General features: G+C 31.0%; 10 protein-coding genes. 7 read left to right on the top strand and 3 right to left on the bottom strand.

The window, feature by feature from the left end; all coding sequences use genetic code 11:
- Positions 1-140 precede the first annotated feature (140 nt).
- Positions 141-6,956 (bottom strand): LamG-like jellyroll fold domain-containing protein, encoded by a 6,816-nt coding sequence (locus ABNT65_RS03595; protein ID WP_348747192.1) that lies wholly within the window; start codon positions 6,954-6,956, stop codon positions 141-143.
- A 202-nt stretch (positions 6,957-7,158) separates the two neighbouring features.
- On the bottom strand, positions 7,159-8,787 hold the full coding sequence (locus tag ABNT65_RS03590) for a tetratricopeptide repeat protein (RefSeq protein ID WP_348747191.1): 1,629 nt from the start codon (positions 8,785-8,787) through the stop codon (positions 7,159-7,161).
- 344 nt (positions 8,788-9,131) lie between these two features.
- On the opposite strand from ABNT65_RS03590, the gene ABNT65_RS03585 reads away from it, so the two are divergent.
- The 5 genes from ABNT65_RS03585 (at position 9,132) to ABNT65_RS03565 (ending at position 14,674) form a co-directional block, all read left to right on the top strand.
- On the top strand, positions 9,132-9,653 hold the full coding sequence (locus tag ABNT65_RS03585) for an RNA polymerase sigma factor (RefSeq protein WP_348702901.1): 522 nt from the start codon (positions 9,132-9,134) through the stop codon (positions 9,651-9,653).
- Between the two features lie 76 nt (positions 9,654-9,729).
- Positions 9,730-10,656, top strand: a complete 927-nt coding sequence (locus tag ABNT65_RS03580) for a FecR family protein (protein WP_348702902.1) — start codon at positions 9,730-9,732, stop codon at positions 10,654-10,656.
- Positions 10,657-10,704: 48 nt separating this feature from the next.
- Positions 10,705-13,344: a TonB-dependent receptor gene (locus ABNT65_RS03575; RefSeq protein WP_348747190.1), complete on the top strand. Its 2,640-nt coding sequence runs from the start codon at positions 10,705-10,707 to the stop codon at positions 13,342-13,344.
- A gap of 420 nt (positions 13,345-13,764) precedes the next feature.
- On the top strand, positions 13,765-14,301 hold the full coding sequence (locus tag ABNT65_RS03570) for a GNAT family N-acetyltransferase (protein ID WP_348747189.1): 537 nt from the start codon (positions 13,765-13,767) through the stop codon (positions 14,299-14,301).
- Positions 14,302-14,338: 37 nt separating this feature from the next.
- A complete protein-coding gene (locus ABNT65_RS03565; RefSeq protein WP_348702905.1) occupies positions 14,339-14,674 on the top strand; it encodes a DUF2834 domain-containing protein in 336 nt (111 codons plus the stop codon).
- A gap of 36 nt (positions 14,675-14,710) precedes the next feature.
- Here ABNT65_RS03565 and ABNT65_RS03560 read toward each other — a convergent pair whose 3' ends face one another.
- On the bottom strand, positions 14,711-16,147 hold the full coding sequence (locus ABNT65_RS03560; protein ID WP_348747188.1) for a DASS family sodium-coupled anion symporter: 1,437 nt from the start codon (positions 16,145-16,147) through the stop codon (positions 14,711-14,713).
- A gap of 165 nt (positions 16,148-16,312) precedes the next feature.
- Here ABNT65_RS03560 and ABNT65_RS03555 point away from each other — a divergent pair, with 165 nt between their 5' ends.
- Positions 16,313-16,993, top strand: coding sequence for a helix-turn-helix transcriptional regulator (locus tag ABNT65_RS03555; RefSeq protein ID WP_348702908.1), 681 nt, complete (start codon positions 16,313-16,315; stop codon positions 16,991-16,993).
- Positions 16,990-17,664, top strand: a complete 675-nt coding sequence (locus tag ABNT65_RS03550; RefSeq protein ID WP_348747187.1) for a response regulator transcription factor — start codon at positions 16,990-16,992, stop codon at positions 17,662-17,664. The genes ABNT65_RS03555 and ABNT65_RS03550 overlap by 4 nt, the downstream gene beginning before the upstream one ends.
- The last annotated feature ends 57 nt before the right edge of the window (positions 17,665-17,721 follow it).

Here is a 17,721-nt window from a genome sequence, read left to right as displayed (position 1 = left end):
TTTGTGCTTGTGCTTTATAACACATACATTTCTAAAGCAGTTAACGCAGTATATTTACCATAGTTTCCTATTTTTTTCAAAGCCTCTTTTCTTGTCATCTCCGTTTGACTATTTCGCTGCTTGTTATTCATGTTTCTTTATTATTTAGTTATGATTATTTTCTTGTCCTTTACACCAGCCTCTGTAGCTACCTTTACAAGGTATACGCCTTCCTCTACTCTTGGTAAAGTTATACGATTGTTACCTGTTCCTTTATAATTACCCTCAAAAACTCTTGAACCTAATGTATTAAACATAGTCATACCGAATTCTTTTCCTTCGATGCCCTCAATTACTAACGTTCTTTTTGTGTTGTAAATCTTAATAGCTTCTGTTGTAAAACCTCCATCATTTAACGTATTTGTTCTTGCATGTAAGTAAAAACGTCCTATTCCATCTTCTTTTTTAGCTAAACTCACTTTATAAGTAGATACATCATCTAATTTTATCATCTCATTAGTTAGCTTGTCTTCTAGATACATAATTACTCCTTTTGGTAGATTCATTGTTTTTGTACTAAACTCTACTACTGTTCCTGAAGCGGCTGTTAACCCTACTGGAACGATATAACTAGTCAAGTCTTCTTTTGGCAATGATTGGTACGTAAAATTTTGTCCTTCGAATCCATCTACTAAACGTGTATATACGTCTAAACTAGCTCCATCAAAGTTTCCTATATCATACCCTGGGTCTAAACCTAATGTAGCACCTGATCTATACTCAACTTTAGTAGTTACCGCTATTCCATTTGATGCTACTGATAATTCAACACTTGGATTTGATACTGATACTCTATTGAATACTCCTGATATATTTGCAGTAGATCGTAATGATTCTTTAAATAAAACATCTCTTACCTCTGTAGTTGTACGAACAAAGAACCCTTGTCCTGGTGCTATCGATTTTACTGAACTTACCAATGAATTTGCTACATATTTATTTTGTGAATTATCCCAAATGTAAACGCCCACATTTACTGGATCAAACTTTGATAAATTATCTTGAATAAAGTTATCTCCTGCGTTACCATTAGCTGGAAAATAAGCTGTGTAAGGGTTTCCTACTGCATTCCACTGTGAGGCTGCAACTGCTTTTGCTACATTAGCTGTTTCTAATGTTCCTGTAAAGGTTACTGCTCCGTCTGTAGCTCGTGATATAATATAACTTTGACCTTTCTCAAAAGTTAACGCATCTGTTACAATATCATCTGTAGTATAGTACGTCCATTTTGAACCTGCTGGCTTACTATCATCATAGTATCCAATAGCTATTCTATTGGGTGTAACACTTGTATTTCTTCGAATATCATTAGCTGCATTTTCAGCAAACCCCTTAATACTCTGACCTACAACTGGTGCAGTAACTATACTCCATTTATTGGCTAATAAACCACCGCGTTCATAAGTAACAATTCCGTTGGCTGTTCCTTTTACAACCATTGCTCCACTTGAACTAGCGTTTGAAGTAATCAGCACCGAACCACTATTGTCAAAGTTAGTCTCAATAACTGCTGCTCCGTCTCCTGAAATTGTTAGTGTAGACGATGCTTCTACCGTTAAACTATTCATTTGTGCAACTATTCCTGAAGTTATATTTGGGGTTGTTGCTACATTAGGAATTACATAATTATCTGTAGCTAATGGTGAAACATCGCCTTCAAAGTTTGTTACTACATTCCAAGCAGAACTTGTACTACCATCCCATCTTGCTAATACATCTCTGTTAATCGTAAATGTGTTTCCAACAAAAGTAATGGCATAATTAGCCGTTAATGCCAATGTTCCTTGAGAAATAGGGTAATCTCCAAAAGTTTCTCCTGAAGTTCTAGATAAAGTTCCTGTAAACGTATCTCCATTGACTAAACTTCCTGAAGTAATTTGGTAGGTTAATGTTGGATCTGTTCCTCCTTCAACCTTATTCTTTGCATTTGCAGTTACTTCAATAGCTCTTGTAGTTACCGTTAATTCTTGTTGTACATCTGAAGCTGCATCATAGGTTGCATCTCCTGCTTGGCTGGCTGTAATAGTTGTAGTACCTGCTCCAACTATAGTAACTGTATTACCTGAAATAATAGCTACATTAGTATCTGAACTGACATAGGTAACAGCTAAACCTGAATCAGATGTTGCTGTTAAATCTAAATCTGCATCTCCATAAGTTACATCACTTAAACTATTAAATGTAATTATTTGATCTTGTAATGACACATAAGTAGCTGTAACTGTATTGTTCATATTTACAAAACCACAAAGACTATCCGTAAATAAATCTTTTACCCAATTTGTAGCATCTCCTGCTGCATTTTGTAAAGTTCCTGTATTTGAGTTACCAGACTCATCTGTAACACTTGCTCCAGAAGTTTGGTTGTAATTATAATTTAAAACTAAACTTGTTTGTGGAGTAGTAAACTCAGTATTCATATTAGATGAAATTTCACTTTGTGTACGAATTCCATTCCAAATTCTAGTTTGAGCTAATTGTCCTCCAAATAACTTTGAACTATTAGATGTGGCTTCATGATTTCTTCCTATACGTAAATTAGAAGTAAGTACATATGAGTCAAATGAAAAATTAAGACCGTTTTCTCCAATTAAGTTTCCATTTACATAAAAATTAATTTTTGCTCCATTCATTGTAGCAGCTACATGAAACCATGTATCTACAGGATACGTATAACCTGGTGTGTTCAACGTACCTCCATCATCAGGATCCGCGTTATGATTTCCTGCAAAAATTTGCCCTCCAGAAATATTGATATAAAAAGGTACAATTGTAGCTCCGAAAACACCTGCATACCCTTCAGATGTAATGATTGAGGCATTTACATCAGTAGCATCTACAGCTGGAATTTTCACCCAAGTTTCAATGGTTGCCTGTCCTACATTTGTTAAATGAGAATTAATTGCAGGAATACTAATATAATCATCCACATTATCTAAACTAATTCCATTTCTTACACCATTGTTTACATTTGCATCTGTACCAATTACTTTATACGTTTTATCTGCTGTTATAGCATCACTTACAAATGACATATCTGCTCCAGTTCCCATTAATGGGCCTTGTAAAACTTCATTAGTTATATTATCTTGTAAATAATAAACCACACCGGTTTGAGAATTCTCAACTGATACTACAGCGGATTGACCGTTTGGTTGAGATAAACCAACAGTCTTTACATCTAAAGTCTGTACACTAGCTGAAGGTGTAGTTGTCATTTGTAATGTATTTGTAGCAGATGGTAATGTTTGATTGTCCTGTACTGCTATTACATTATATGTTTTGTTACTTGATAATTGTTCAGTAGCAAACGTAATACCATTTCCAGTTCCTGCCAATGGTCCTTCAATAATTGAATTATCACTATTGTCTCTTAAGAAGTAATTAATGTTTGTTTGTGAACCATCTATAGAAACCACTGCACTAGTATTACACAAAACAGAACCGGTAGTGTCTAACGTTACATTCTGATTTGCAATTGTAATTGGATTCACAGTTAATGACTGAATCACATCTGCCGCAGGATTGTATAAACCACCACCAGCTTGAGAAGCCGTAATATTGATTGTTCCTTCTTTATGAATTGTTACTGTACTTCCTGAAATAGAAGCTACAGTTGGATCTGAACTTACATATGAAACCGCCAACCCTGAAGAAGCAGTAGCGGTTAAATTAAAGTTAGCATCACCATACGAAACATCGCTTAAAGGGTTAAATGTAATCGTTTGAGGAGTACCATTTATGGTTACTGTTACGTCTTTATTTGTAGCATTATATAAAGAGTTGTCTGCTGAAGAAGCACGTAACGTTACTGTACCTGCGCCTCCTGCAGTAAATACATTCCCATTTAACGTTGAGCCAGTACCTCCATTATCAACTATACTATATGTTGTTGGAACGCCTGAAAAGTTTATGGTCGTAATTATTGTATACGATTCTCCAGGGTTTAATGAAAAGTCAAATAAATTATGGGCTAAATCCGATTTTGGGCTAAATCCTACGTTAAAAAATAAAGTAGAATAGTATGCAACTGTTTCACTGTAATTGGCATCTGCAGCTTGCGTAACTTTTACTACAATAGAACCTATAACATCATTTACGTTAAGTAGGTTTCCACTTACTGAATACCCTAAATCATCACCAATAATTTCAAAAGTATACGCACCTGTAGAATTTGAATTGATGTTTTGAGTCATATCCACAGTTGTTACTCCTGAATTAACTTGATAGAAAATTCCACCACCTAGGGTTGCTAATGGAGCCTCTACTGTTAAGGTCATTGTTTTAGTAGCACTTTGATATGTTGCTGTAGACGCTTGAGTTGCTTCAATTACTACCATACCAGCAGAACCAATAGTAACAGTTTCGTTATTTGTACCACTTAAAGTTGTTCCAGAACCACCGTCATCAATAATTCTATAAGTTATGGCTCCACTAGAATTTGAAGTAGCATTTAAATTAAAGTTTGCATCACCTGCATTTACCATTATATCGTTAAAAGTAATTGTAGGATTAACCAAAGATGCATTATTTACAATAGAAAACTCATATCCTGTTGGTTGGTAACTTAAAAAATGATACGGAGATCCATGATCGCGATATCCAATAATAGTAAAGTAATAGGTTGTTCCAGGGGTTAATCCAGTTATTTCAAGATTCGGATTTACAGAAGTTCCAATATACATAACTTGCTCTCCTCCTAAGTAATTAGGATTTCCAGATTGGTTTGCAATATTTGCTCTAAACGAATATGAAGAGAAACTATTTACAGTATTCATTTTCACAATATACCCTGTTGGAGTTCCTTGCCCATTACTAGCTGTTGCTGCAGCTGTAAAAGAATCTAAAGTAAAAGTTGTTCCTGTTAAATTATTAATTACTGCATTTGATGCCAAATTATTTGTAACTCCTGATGTAAATCTAGATGTTGAAGCACTTGTATCAGAAAAATAAAATTGTCCATTACACTCTTGGTAAGAATATATTTTAAAGAAATACTCTGTATTTGGTAATAAATTATGACCTGTAAAAGCATGCCCTTCTCCTGTATTCCCTGCTAAAATCACCTGTTCTCCTGAACCTGAATAATTGGTATTTGCAGTTGGTAACGTGCTTAATGTTCCTGTAATATCAGTAAATGAATTTTGGATATTCATTTTAACAACATGTCCAGTAATTCCACTAGGAACATTAGTAATAATTGGTGAAACTCTATTTTCCCAATTTAAATCTTCTCTGAATGCTCCTAATTGAGAATTCCCTGGAGGAGTACCACAAGTGATAACCTCGGCTAATGCACTTCCCGTAGTTTCAAAATATTCTGATCCAGCACAAGTGCTATAAGAATATACTTTTATTGAATAGGTTGTATTTTGAGTTAAACCTGTAATTGTTAAGTTAGGTGTAATTGAATTTCCTACATAAACTACTTGATCACCACCTGTTGCAGAATTATAAACTGTACTTGAAGAAGTTGGTACAACTGTAGGTGCAGTAAATGTATTTGTATCACTAATTTTTATTACATATCCTAAACTCCCTTGTGAATTATTTAAAGGTTCAGTAAAAGAATTTATTGTTAACCTATCTGTTCCCCCTACTGCTGCCTGAATATTAGTAGCTGCTGATGGTGCTTCACATATATAGTTTGAAATTACAACAGACGAACCTGTTGTTTCAAAATTATACTTTCCTCCACAAAAATTATAGGTATACACCTTTACATAATATTCTTTATTAATTTGTAAACCAGTTATCTCCTGATTTATATCATCTGTTGTTCCTGCATCATTTCCTACCGCTCCTGTATATATTACTTGTTCTCCTGTACTACTTGAATAATCAGTAGAAGCTGTTGGGACTGTAGTACCTGAAACTGGTGCCGTAAAACTATTTGTATCACTAAACTTCACTAAATACCCTGTATACTCATCAGCTCCCGATGGTCTACCTAAAGTATTAATTGTAGTACTAGTTGTTGATGTTGGCGTAACCGAATTTACAGAACCTACATTAGGAGCAGTTCCAGAACACGTTGTAATAGGGACTGAAGCAATTGTATTATTATAGTTAATATAACCTTGACAATCACTATAGGAATAAACTTTATAATAATATGTTGAATTGCGAAGTAAGTTCGTCATTGTCATTGCTGATTGCACAGCTCCATTGTCAGTACCCACATAAGCAATGTGCTCACCGGATCCACTATAAGTATTACTTCCTGCTGCTGTTGGTAAAGCTTGATTTTGAATATAGCCATCTGTAAAATCAGTAAATGAATCTGTTGCTGAAAACTTAACAATATAATAGCGATCTTCGAATGTACTAACTCCAATATCGGCTAATGCCACATCAGTATCATTTACTTGCAATACTGTTGGTTCACTTAAATTAAACTCATAACAATAATAAACTGAGTTAAATGAATTCGCTTTTAATTGAAAATTATAATTGTAACTAGCCGCTCCTGTGATTACTTCAATAGCATAATAATTATTACTATTTCCTCCACTTACATTATTACTGTAAGGTAAAGTTAAACTGTAATCGTAAATACCTGATGATTGCATTAAAGTTCTAAGCGTACCAATGTTAACTGGTGTAACTCCCCAGTTTCCTCCGCGATATTCCCAAACTCTAAAATCAAAATCAGGGTTGCTATTTACCCATAGTCGATCGAAATAAAGAATTAGATCGGTTGATTGAATAGATTTTCTTGAAATGATCCAAAAATCAGAATCTGATGAAGTAACTGTTCCTGTAAAGTTGGCTGCACTATAAATTCTACTTTGAGAAGATCCTAATGTATTTGTTACATTGTTATTATTCTCTACTTCTGTAAAGGTTTGTGCAAATGATTGTGTTGTTAACAAACACAATAATATCATAAAATAAATTATAGTATTTTTTTTCATAAGAGGTTCTTTAAGTTAACTATCATAATTTTGCTTTATCTTGTTTTAGAGCTTTTAATTATGCTCTTCTTATAGGGTACAGGTTCACTTTTAATTACCCTATTTTTATTTTCACAAAACTATCTATAGATAACTTTACCCTTTTATTTTACACCTATAGAAAACGTTATACAAGTGCAAAAAACAACTATAAATAAAGAGATTAGGATTTTAGTTCTTCTAAGAACTGTAATATTGAGATGGATTTAGGGGCGTTGATTTTTTTTCTTAATCTATAACGATTCACAAAAACACTGTCTACTGAAATCCCCAACACCTTTGCTATTTGGTTATTATCTAAACCAAGTTTTTCAAGTGTCACCAAGCGCTCTTCTGAACTTGTTAAATGAATTCCTTTTTCTTTTATACTTTTAAAAAACATGGGATATACTTGATTAAACTTTTCTTTAAAGTTGTACCAATCTTCTTTTGTCAATATCTTCTCTGCTACCTTTATATGTAATTTCTTTGTTTTACTAGTTTCTTCTTTCTCTTCTTTTCTTTTCTTTAATTGTTTTTCTTGCTTGTTTATTTTATTCAATAATTCATTCGTAAATGCTTTTAGCTCTTCTTCTTTCTTTTTAAAGTCTTCAACTATAATTTTATTCTTTTTCTTATACTTACTTTTAATCCAAATATTTACTAAAATTCCTAATAACATTGCACTAATAAATAGAGAAAAATAGAGCTTTCTTTTTGTTTGTTCTTTATCTTTTATTAACTCTAAATTTTTCTTTTCTGCTTCGTATTGAAGACTGTCTGTTAATTTTTGCTTTTTAAATTTATGTGTTAATTCTAACTCTTGTATTTTTTTAACGTTAGATCTATTATAAATAGAATCTGAGTATTTTTTATGTTTTCTATGGTCTTCTAGGGCTTCTTTGTATTTATTTCTTTTTGAATGAATCCAACTTCTTCTTAAATAGGCTCTTGATAATTTGTCTTTTAATTTTAGTTTTTCTGCTATATTTAAAGCTTGATTTACATGCTCTATTGCTTGATTATATTGTTTTTGTACTGCAAATGTTTTAGCAATGTTAAAGTGGCTATTAAATAATGAATTTAATTTTTTCTTTTCTTTATAATACTTGATATTGGTTTGATGTAATTGTATGGATTGATTGTATTTTTTTTGATAATGATACAATGCTGCTAAGTTGGAATTTACTCTTTGGAGGTTTTCTAAATCATTTGCTTTATTAAAAATGTTTTTAGCTTTTTCATAGCATATGATAGCGGAATCTAATTGTTTTAATTTTCGGTAAGATACTCCCATCATATTATAAGCTATTCCTTCTCCTACACTTTCTTTTAATTTATGTTTTATAGCAATTACTTTTTGAAAACTTTTAATAGCTCTTTTATGTTCTCTTTGATCTCTGTATACCATAGCTATATTATGTATCAAGTTAGCTATATTGGTTGTATCTTTTATTTCTTCAAAAAATTCTTTCGATTTTAAATAGTATTCCATAGCTAAAGGATACTCTCCTTTACGTTTATACAAAACACCTAATTGTCCATAAACATTTGCTCTTTGTTTTTTTAATATGTTAGGGTTTGTTTTTAATATGTTTATTGCTTTTTGGTAAGCTTCTTCTGCTTGAAAAATATCATTTGTTAAATAAGCATTTCCTAACTCAATGTATGCATTCACTTTTACAGCATTTGAAACTGCTGTTTCTATATTATGTTTTAATCGAATTACTACTGAGTCTTTTTTATTTTCTTGACTAAAACTAGTAATTACATAAAAAAGTAATAGGTATAAATAGTTCTTTTTTGAGTGCATTTTATGGTGATACTAAATGATTAATTTTATAACAAAGTTAGATTATTAATGGTTTTATGGTGATTAACAATCTATACATTATACTATACAATAAAGTTAAGCAATCCCCTACTCTTTTGTATATCTTATTATTAAGAATAACTATTATTCTATCTAGAGTTTAATCATAACCCCTTAATTGTATAGACAGTTGATTATTGTTTTGATACAATTCCTCATTTTTAATAGCTCATTTTTTATTGTAATAGTTATTATTTTATTTTGTATTTTAGAATAGCTAGTATTTAAATCTGTTAATTTTATCTCTTAATTTTTAATAGCTTTGTTTTCGAAATATTTTCTATATGCATAAGTCAAGTAAATCTGTTTGTGAAGAGAAAAATTTTGATGCCTTATTTCAGTCGTATTATAAAACGGCTACAAATTATATTTACTACAAGTGTGGTAATTTGCAACAGGCAGAAGATATTGTACAGGATGCCTTTGTAAAAATTTGGAAGCGTTGTGCAGAGGTTATTTATGATACTGCACGTGCGTTTTTATATACTATTTGTAATAATGCTTTACGTAATGAATTTGAACATCAAAAAGTGGTATTAAAACATGAAGCTATTCCAAAAAGTGATCGAAACCATGAATCACCTGATTTTATATTGGAAACTGAAGAATTTAAAAATAAGTTAGAAAGTGCTATTGCTAATTTATCTGACAAAGAGCGTGAGGTATTTTTATTAAGTAGAATTGATAAAAAGAGTTATAAAGAAATTGCCGAAATTACAGGTATCTCAGTAAAAGGTGTTGAACGTAGAATGAGCAATGCTTTTATTAATTTACGTAAGACTTTAGGAATGCATTTAAAATTTTAAATAGGGTAGTTTGAAAGTTACCTGTACATATTATAAAAGCATTATTTTGTAATATTTTATTTCTAAAATTGTACTAATGAACGATTCTAACAACAAATATATATCTGACCCGTCTTTCTTGGCGCGTTGGGCAGCTAATGAGCTTACTCAAGAAGAACTAGCAGCTTTTAAAGCTTCTGATGCTTATAAAGATTTTCATCTTATTAACGAGGTAGCACAACAATTTAAAGCACCTGAGGTTGATGTGAGTGCTGCTTTACATACAACTAAAGAACGTATTAGTTTTGGTAAGAAAACTAAAAAAGTGAAACCTTTATGGTATGCAGTCGCTGCATCAGTAGTTTTACTTTTTGGTGTGTATACTTTTTTAACTGCTTCTATTACGTATACTACTGGAACTGGTGAACAATTAGCGGTTAGCTTACCTGATGGTTCAAGGGTGCAGTTAAATGCAAGTTCTAGCTTAACGCATCGTAGGTTTTTATGGACTCAAAAACGGGAATTAACACTTAAAGGTGAAGGCTATTTTAAAGTGCAGAAAGGTGAAAAATTCTCGGTAAATACTTCTTACGGAACTGTTTCAGTATTAGGTACAGAGTTTAATGTTAAGTCTCGTGATAAAGTATTTGCAGTGCATTGTTTTGAAGGTGCTGTAAGTGTAATAACACCACAAAATACTGAGGCTAAAATTTTAAGAAAAGGTAATGGTATTACAGTATCAAACAATATTATAAAGGAAACTACTACTTCTGAAAATGCGCCAAGATGGTTGCAAAAGGTAAGTGTTTTTAACAATAGACCATTGTCTGAAATTATTGAGGAGTTAAGTATTCAATATGCTGTTACTTTTGATACAAGGTCTGTTGATGTTACTAGGTTATTTTCGGGTAGTTTTATACATGATAATTTAGAGGTTGCTTTGAAAACTACGTTAGTACCTATGGGAATTACCTATAGTATTACAAAACAAGAAAAAGATGGAATTTTGATTGTTCTAAAATAAATATAATAAATGATAATGTCCCTTAGGTTATCTATACTCATATTTTTTATGAGTGCTTTTTCGTTTGCTCAAGAAGTTGTTATAAGTGTAACTTATGAAAAAACTCCTTTAACTACTGTTTTAAAAGATATTACAGATAAGTCAGGCACATTTTTTTCTTATGCCCCTGAAATTATTCTTAATAAACAGGTTACGCTCTCTGAAAAAAACACTTCATTAGCCAATCTTTTAGTTGCACTTAACAAACAAACGGGTTTAACTTTTGAAAAAGTAGCTGGCAAACAAATTATCATTACTAAAAACATGACCATTTGTGGATATGTAAAAGATAGTAAAACTAAGGAACCTGTACCTTTTGCTGATGTGGTTTTAAATGCTACTACGTATACCACTACAGATACGAATGGTTATTTTAATTTTAAAAATATTACCTACTCTGGTAAAGAAACACAGGTTAAATTGTCTATCATTGGTTATGAGTCTATGCATACTAGTATAAACTCTGAAACTACCTGCCCTACTCTTTTATTACAGCCGAAGGCTGGAGAATTAGATGAAGTGGTGGTTTTAGGCTATGTTACCTCTGGAATTGACAGGAACAAAGATGGTTCTATTTCTGTTGAATCGAGCAGATTGGGAATTTTACCGGGATTGGTAAGTAATGATATTTCGCAAAGTATACAGTTAATCCCTGGAATATCGACTTTAGATGAGTCTGCTACTGGAATTCAAGTTCGAGGTGGTTCTCCTGATCAAAATTTGATTTTATATGATGATATTAAACTGTATAATACTGGTTATTTATACGGAATGTTTTCTTTATTCAATCCTTTTGCTACTCAAAAAGCAACTATTTTTAGATCAGGAACAAGTGCTAGTTATGGAGATCGTATTTCTGGGATTATTGATATTTCAAGTGGAGAGGAAGTTCCTACACAAACGCATGCGGGTATAGAAATTGATGGTTTATCAGTAAATGGTTTTGTTAAAACACCTGTATCTGATAAAACTGCTGTGTATGTTTTTGCCAGACGTTCTTATGCTGATGTATGGAAAACTCCTACGTATACGAGTTATGCTGACAAAATATTTACCAACTTTGGCGTGGCTAAAGATATTAATGGAAAGGTGCTAGACTTGGAAATAGATGATGATTATAGTAGAGAAACCAGTACTAATGCTTTTTCTTTTGCAGATGTTACTACTAAAGTTGTTTGGAAACCTAATGCTAAAAATAGTATTTCTTTAAGTGGTTTGTACACTAGTAATCGTTTAGATTTTAATTTTAAAGGTGGTGATGAGTTGTTAATTGATTCTTTAAACACGCAAAATAAAGGGCTAAGTTTTAACTGGAAACATCGTTCTAATGATAGGCAGTCTGAGAAACTTACTGCTTATTTATCTGAGTATTCTTCTTTTTATCAGAATAATGAAATTAAGGATGAAACGGGTGATGGTGTTTTAGACTTGGCTGAAATTAATATTCGTAGTAATGATATTCTAGATTTAGGGCTGAATTTTACTTCTGTTACTGAGTTTAAAGAAAATCAAAAACTTAGTTTGGGTTATCAGTTTTCTTATACAGATTTGAATGTTATTATTGATAAAGAAAATCCTATTGACATGGAAAGAGAAAGCTCTGGGCAGGATGCTAAAAACTTTAAAAATGCCTTGTTTGGAGAATATACTTATTATTTTAAAAATAAAGGGTATGTAAATGCTGGAGTACGTTTTGTTCATTATAGTTCTTTGGATAAATTTTTGGTGGAACCAAGAGTAAACTTTGAGTATCCTTTAAGTAATCGTTTACGTTTTAAAACGGCTATTGAAAGAAGAAATCAACCTATTTCACAATTGGTTGAGTTTAATCATACAGAATTACGTTTGGAGAATAATCTTTGGCGTTTATCGGACTCTTCACAATATCCATTGTTGAGTAGCAATCAGATTTCTAGTGGTTTATTATATCACCACAAACATTTGAATATTGATTTGGATACTTACTATAAGGAGTTGGATGGGTTAACTACTTTTACGAATGGTTTTAGTAATCCGTTAGAGAATTTTGAAGTGGGTAAAAGTGTGATTAAAGGACTGGATGTTTTGGTAAAGTATAGGTTTGATAACTATAAAATTTGGGCTGGATATACGTATAATGACATTACTTTTCAGTTTCCTAATTTAAAGGATACGCCTTTTAAGTTTCCAGGAAATAATGATATTACACATCATTTTAGAATTTCTAATACGTTACAGCTTGATAGGTGGCAGTTTTCATTGGGTTGGCAATATAGAACAGGTAAACCTATTACACTTGTGAATAGTTATGATATTAAAATTGATGCTGATGGTGAAAATGCGGGTGTGGTTAAATTTGGCAGCGTTAACGGTGGTAGATTGCCTGATTATCACAGGTTAGACGCTTCTGTTTTATATGATTTTCCTATTACTGTGGGTAAGAAAAAGTTAAAAGCACAACTTGGTCTTTCTGTTTTAAATATGTACAACAGAGTAAAGCCTTTAAATTTAATTTATAAAGCGGAAAGAAAACCTTTAGATGATGGTGGTATTGCCATACCAGGTACTTCTGGTGCTACTATTGATGAAAGAGAGGTTATTCTGGAGCAAGTGATTCAGCGTTTTTCTTTAGGGTTTACACCTAATGCTGTTTTTAGGATTTCTTTTTAGGTTTAAATAAAAGTATTTCACTTTTTATTTGGCGTATATTGTTTGTTATTAACTACTCTTACTCTGTTATAAACTTCTGTTAGCTTGTTACTCACTCCTATTACTATGTGATGAACTCCTCTTAGCTTGTTACTCACTCCTATTACTATGTGATGAGCTCCTCTTGGCTTGTTACTCACTCCTATTGCTGTGTGATTAGTTCCTCATGGCTTGTTATTCATTCATTTTACTGTGTTATACATGATGTGGTATAATGAGTATTAGTTACTATACCGCTAACTATTATGTATTCATCAGTAATAATTATCATGACACAAACCACTACTCTATTCTTAACTGATAGCTTTTTCTTTTTTATGGTCTAAAGTTTATGTAGTTTTATAATTATTTAATTCACCTATAGCTTATACTATTATTTCTATGAAAAAGGCACGCTTTACTAAGTTAAAAACTAATCGATTACTGTTAAGAAATCTAGAGCCAAAAGACTGGAAAGCTGTTTCTTTTTTGCGCTCAGATACTTCTGTTAATCAATTTGTTGATAGACCTATCGCTACATCTAAAGAAGAAGCATTACTATTTATTACTAAAATAAGTACTGGAATTGCTGATGAATCTTTATTCTATTGGTCTATTTCCCTAAAAGATCAAGATAGAATGATTGGAAGTATTTGTTTATGGAATTTTTCAGAAGATAAAGTAACTACTGAAATTGGCTTTGATTTGACTCCTGATTGTCAAAGTAAAGGTATTATGAGTGAAGCTTTAAAAAGTGTTTTAACTTTTGGTTTTCATGACTTAAAACTTAAAAATATTGAAGCATATACTCATTATTTAAACTTAAGTTCTAAAAAATTATTAGAGAAAAATAATTTTAAACTAATTATACAAAAAAAAGATCCACATAATAAAAACAATATTGTTTACATACTAGAACACAAAAATCATCAATTATAATTTTAAAATTTACTCACTTTTAACTTTTCACTACATCATGAGAGTTAGACATTTATATTTACTTATTGCTATACTAGGTACTTGTATTCCTTATTATCATTTCGGTGAATTTTTGTTTCAAAACGGAATTGATTTTAAACTTTTTATCGATCAAATGACAGGAACGTCAATTTCTTCTTTTTTTACTTGGGATGTTATTATTTCTACTCTGGCAGTTTTTACCTTGGTTCTTGTTGAAGGGAAACGAATTGGTATGAAAAACCTATGGTTGTATATTCTTTTTAATCTCATTGTTGGAGTTTCTTTAGCACTCCCTGCTTTTCTTTATGTTAGACAAAAGAAGTTAGCTACTAAAACACATAACTCTTTTTAATCTGCTTTATTCTTAAAAACTAACTTAATAAGTATTCTAAAACAGTACTGGAATTATATAATTAAATAGTATGATTAATAATAATACAGCCAAACAATTTAAGATAAAACCAGCTTTCATCATATCTTTTACTTTTATATAACCGCTTGCAAAAACAATAGCATTTGGCGGTGTTGCCATAGGTAGCATAAATGCACAACTACTAGCCATAGTTACTGGAATTAATATATGTGTAATTGGAATTTTAAGTCCTATAGCTATTCCTGCTACTACAGGTGCTAAAACTGCTACTAAAGCTACATTACTCATTAACTCTGTCATAAACAGCATTAATATGATTAATATAGAAGCTGTTATAAAAACACCTAAATTACTTGATGCTATGGTAGAAGATACTAAATCTACAATACCACTGGTAGACATCCCTTTAGCTAAAGCCAAACCTCCTCCAAATAATATTAGAATTCCCCAAGCTAGTTTTTCTGTGTCCTTCCATTGTATAATAAATTCACCTGTTTTAAAATTATAAGGTACAGCAAAAATAGCTAGTGCTGCTCCAATACTTATAATGGTATCCGAAAGTTTTAACCCTGGAAACATCTTATTTATCAATGCTCTAAAAATCCAAAGGCATACGGTAATAGCAAAAATTATTAATACATGCTTTTCTTTCTTTGATAGTTTACCTAGCTTTTCTATTTCTTTATCAATAATGTTATGAGACGTTGTAAATGTTAATCCTTTATTTGGATACATTATTTTTACCAAAACAAAGTACACCAAAGCTATCATAACCATAGAAAACGGTAACCCAACAGTCATCCATTTTAAAAAAGAAATTTCTATATTATATTCATTCTCTAACAATCCTATTAAAACAGAGTTTGGAGGTGTTCCTATTACTGTAGCAATACCTCCTGCATTGGCTGCAAAGGCTATTCCTAGCATAACAGCCAAAGCAAAATTTTGGTCTTTTTTAGTAAAACCATCTTCATCATCAATTAGCAACTGAATTACTGATAAAGCTATTGGTAACATAACTACAGTACTTGCTGTATTACTAATCCACATGCTTAATAAACCTGTAGCTATCATAAAACCTAAAATAACCTTATTAGGTGTTGTTCCTGTTAATTTTACGATGTTTAATGCAATACGTTTATGAAGGTTTACTTTTTCTAAGGCCAATGCCAGTACAAATCCGCCAAAAAATAAAAATACAATTGGGCTTCCATAGTTAGCTCCTACTTCATTAATAGGCATTACTTTTAATAAAGGGAACAATACTAATGGTAACAAAGCGGTTACTGAAATAGCTACAGCTTCTGTTATCCACCAAATAATCATCCATAGAGCTACACTTATTACATGATCTGCATTTTTAGTTATTAATTCAAAAGGTAAGTTATTGATTAATAAAAAAACTAAAGGGCCTACTATTAAACCTATTTTTTTAGTGATAGGATACTTCATGTACTAATACTGATTTGGTTGTGTGCAAAAATGAGAAATATATTCTTAAGTAGTCGTTTAAATCTCACCCTTTTCGTATGAAGTTTCACTTTATGAATATGGATAATTTTGCCGCAACAACCCCTTATTCATAATATTAATTAACATTCCTAAAGTTACTTGAAAATGACTTACTCATCTATCAACTTATTTCAAATAGCTTCTCTAATCCAGAATAATCAACATTCATTTAAGCAAATATGTGAGCAATTACCTTGTTACTTATTCATTAATTCTGCTATTAATTTTGATTTTTTGGAAGTAGATTATAAGCTGCTTCATAACAATGTGTCCAGTTTAAAAAAAACAACTCATAAAACAACTTTTAAATTAGATCAATTTATAGATAAAGAAAGTGTACAACAGATTTCCGAAATTTATTTTGAGTATTTAGATGCTTTTGTTTACGACAAACCTTTAGCTTTTATTCAAAAAGTTAACTCTTCAAAATCTGGAAAACCTGAGCTTCTTTATATTAGAGGAAAAGTAATAGACCGAGAAAGAATTTTAAGTATTAGTGTTCCTATACAGAATATGAATTTATTTAATCATGACAGTCTTAAACTTTTGGAAAACTCAATGTTTATTAAAAAGAATTTAACTCGCTATAAATCTATTACAAAAACTGAGATAGAAGTATGTCGTTGTTTATGCAATGGTAATGATATAAAAGAAACTGCTAAACTTTTACATAAATCTGAACATACCATAAAAAATCATAAGAATAGTATTTATAAAAAAATGGGGGTTTCTAATTTTTTTGACTTTTATAATTTTTCTCATAAGTTTAAACTTACTTCTATATGATTTCTAAACATATACCTAAAGGTGTACAAGAGTATTTAACTCAAAAAACAGAAAATTCACCTATAGAAACGGATGCTTTTTTAGGGTTTTATCATGAAAATGACATTACTACTTTAGCCATTACTTTTTTAGAAGAAAAAGGTTGTGAACTTTTTGGCACCTCTCTTAATGAAATACAAAAATCTGGAGCAAGTTTTATACAAAATTGTGTCCATCCAACTGACTTACCTTATTGTGTAAGTTTATTAACTGATTTTGCTTCTCAAAAAAATGAACAAAAATTACTAACCTATATTCAACGTGTTAAAATAGGTACTTCTAATAACTATGTTCCTTTTTTTACTTGTGTTAAGTTAAATTTAGAAAAACATGTTTTTTGCTGCGTGACTTTACCTTTAACTGGTATTGAAGATTTTGAATTAGAGGTTACTAATTTATTAGAGGAAGCAGATTATATTAATGAAAGTATTGTTCTATTTAATAAATTTACGAAGCGTGAAAAAGAAGTTATTGTACTTGTTTGTAAAGGTTTTTCTGCTAAAGAAATTGGAGAGCAACTTTTTTTATCTCCTTTCACTATTGAAAAACATAAAAAAAATATTTATAAAAAAGGAGGTTTTAATAACAATGCTGAACTCATTAAATTTGCTTTAAGCTTAAATTTGATATAATACTTCTAAATAAAAATACCAAAAGTTTTTAGCTTTCGGTATTTTTATATCTTAAAA

This window comes from Tenacibaculum sp. 190524A02b, assembly GCF_964036645.1.
In the GTDB taxonomy this organism is placed as follows: Bacteria; Bacteroidota; Bacteroidia; order Flavobacteriales; family Flavobacteriaceae; genus Polaribacter; species Polaribacter vairaonense.
Note: the sequence above shows the minus strand (reverse complement) of the source record. Positions and strands in the feature narration are given on the sequence as shown.

Excerpts from the sequence above, each read along its gene's own strand:
- ABNT65_RS03565 (WP_348702905.1), top strand. The coding sequence starts at position 14,339 with ATGAGAGTTAGACATTTATATTTACTTATTGCTATACTAGGTACTTGT.
- ABNT65_RS03575 (WP_348747190.1), top strand. The coding sequence starts at position 10,705 with ATGAGTGCTTTTTCGTTTGCTCAAGAAGTTGTTATAAGTGTAACTTAT.
- ABNT65_RS03555 (WP_348702908.1), top strand. The coding sequence starts at position 16,313 with ATGACTTACTCATCTATCAACTTATTTCAAATAGCTTCTCTAATCCAG.
- ABNT65_RS03585 (WP_348702901.1), top strand. The coding sequence starts at position 9,132 with ATGCATAAGTCAAGTAAATCTGTTTGTGAAGAGAAAAATTTTGATGCC.
- ABNT65_RS03590 (WP_348747191.1), bottom strand. The coding sequence starts at position 8,787 with ATGCACTCAAAAAAGAACTATTTATACCTATTACTTTTTTATGTAATT.
- ABNT65_RS03550 (WP_348747187.1), top strand. The coding sequence starts at position 16,990 with ATGATTTCTAAACATATACCTAAAGGTGTACAAGAGTATTTAACTCAA.
- ABNT65_RS03595 (WP_348747192.1), bottom strand. The coding sequence starts at position 6,956 with ATGAAAAAAAATACTATAATTTATTTTATGATATTATTGTGTTTGTTA.
- ABNT65_RS03580 (WP_348702902.1), top strand. The coding sequence starts at position 9,730 with ATGAACGATTCTAACAACAAATATATATCTGACCCGTCTTTCTTGGCG.
- ABNT65_RS03570 (WP_348747189.1), top strand. The coding sequence starts at position 13,765 with ATGAAAAAGGCACGCTTTACTAAGTTAAAAACTAATCGATTACTGTTA.
- ABNT65_RS03560 (WP_348747188.1), bottom strand. The coding sequence starts at position 16,147 with ATGAAGTATCCTATCACTAAAAAAATAGGTTTAATAGTAGGCCCTTTA.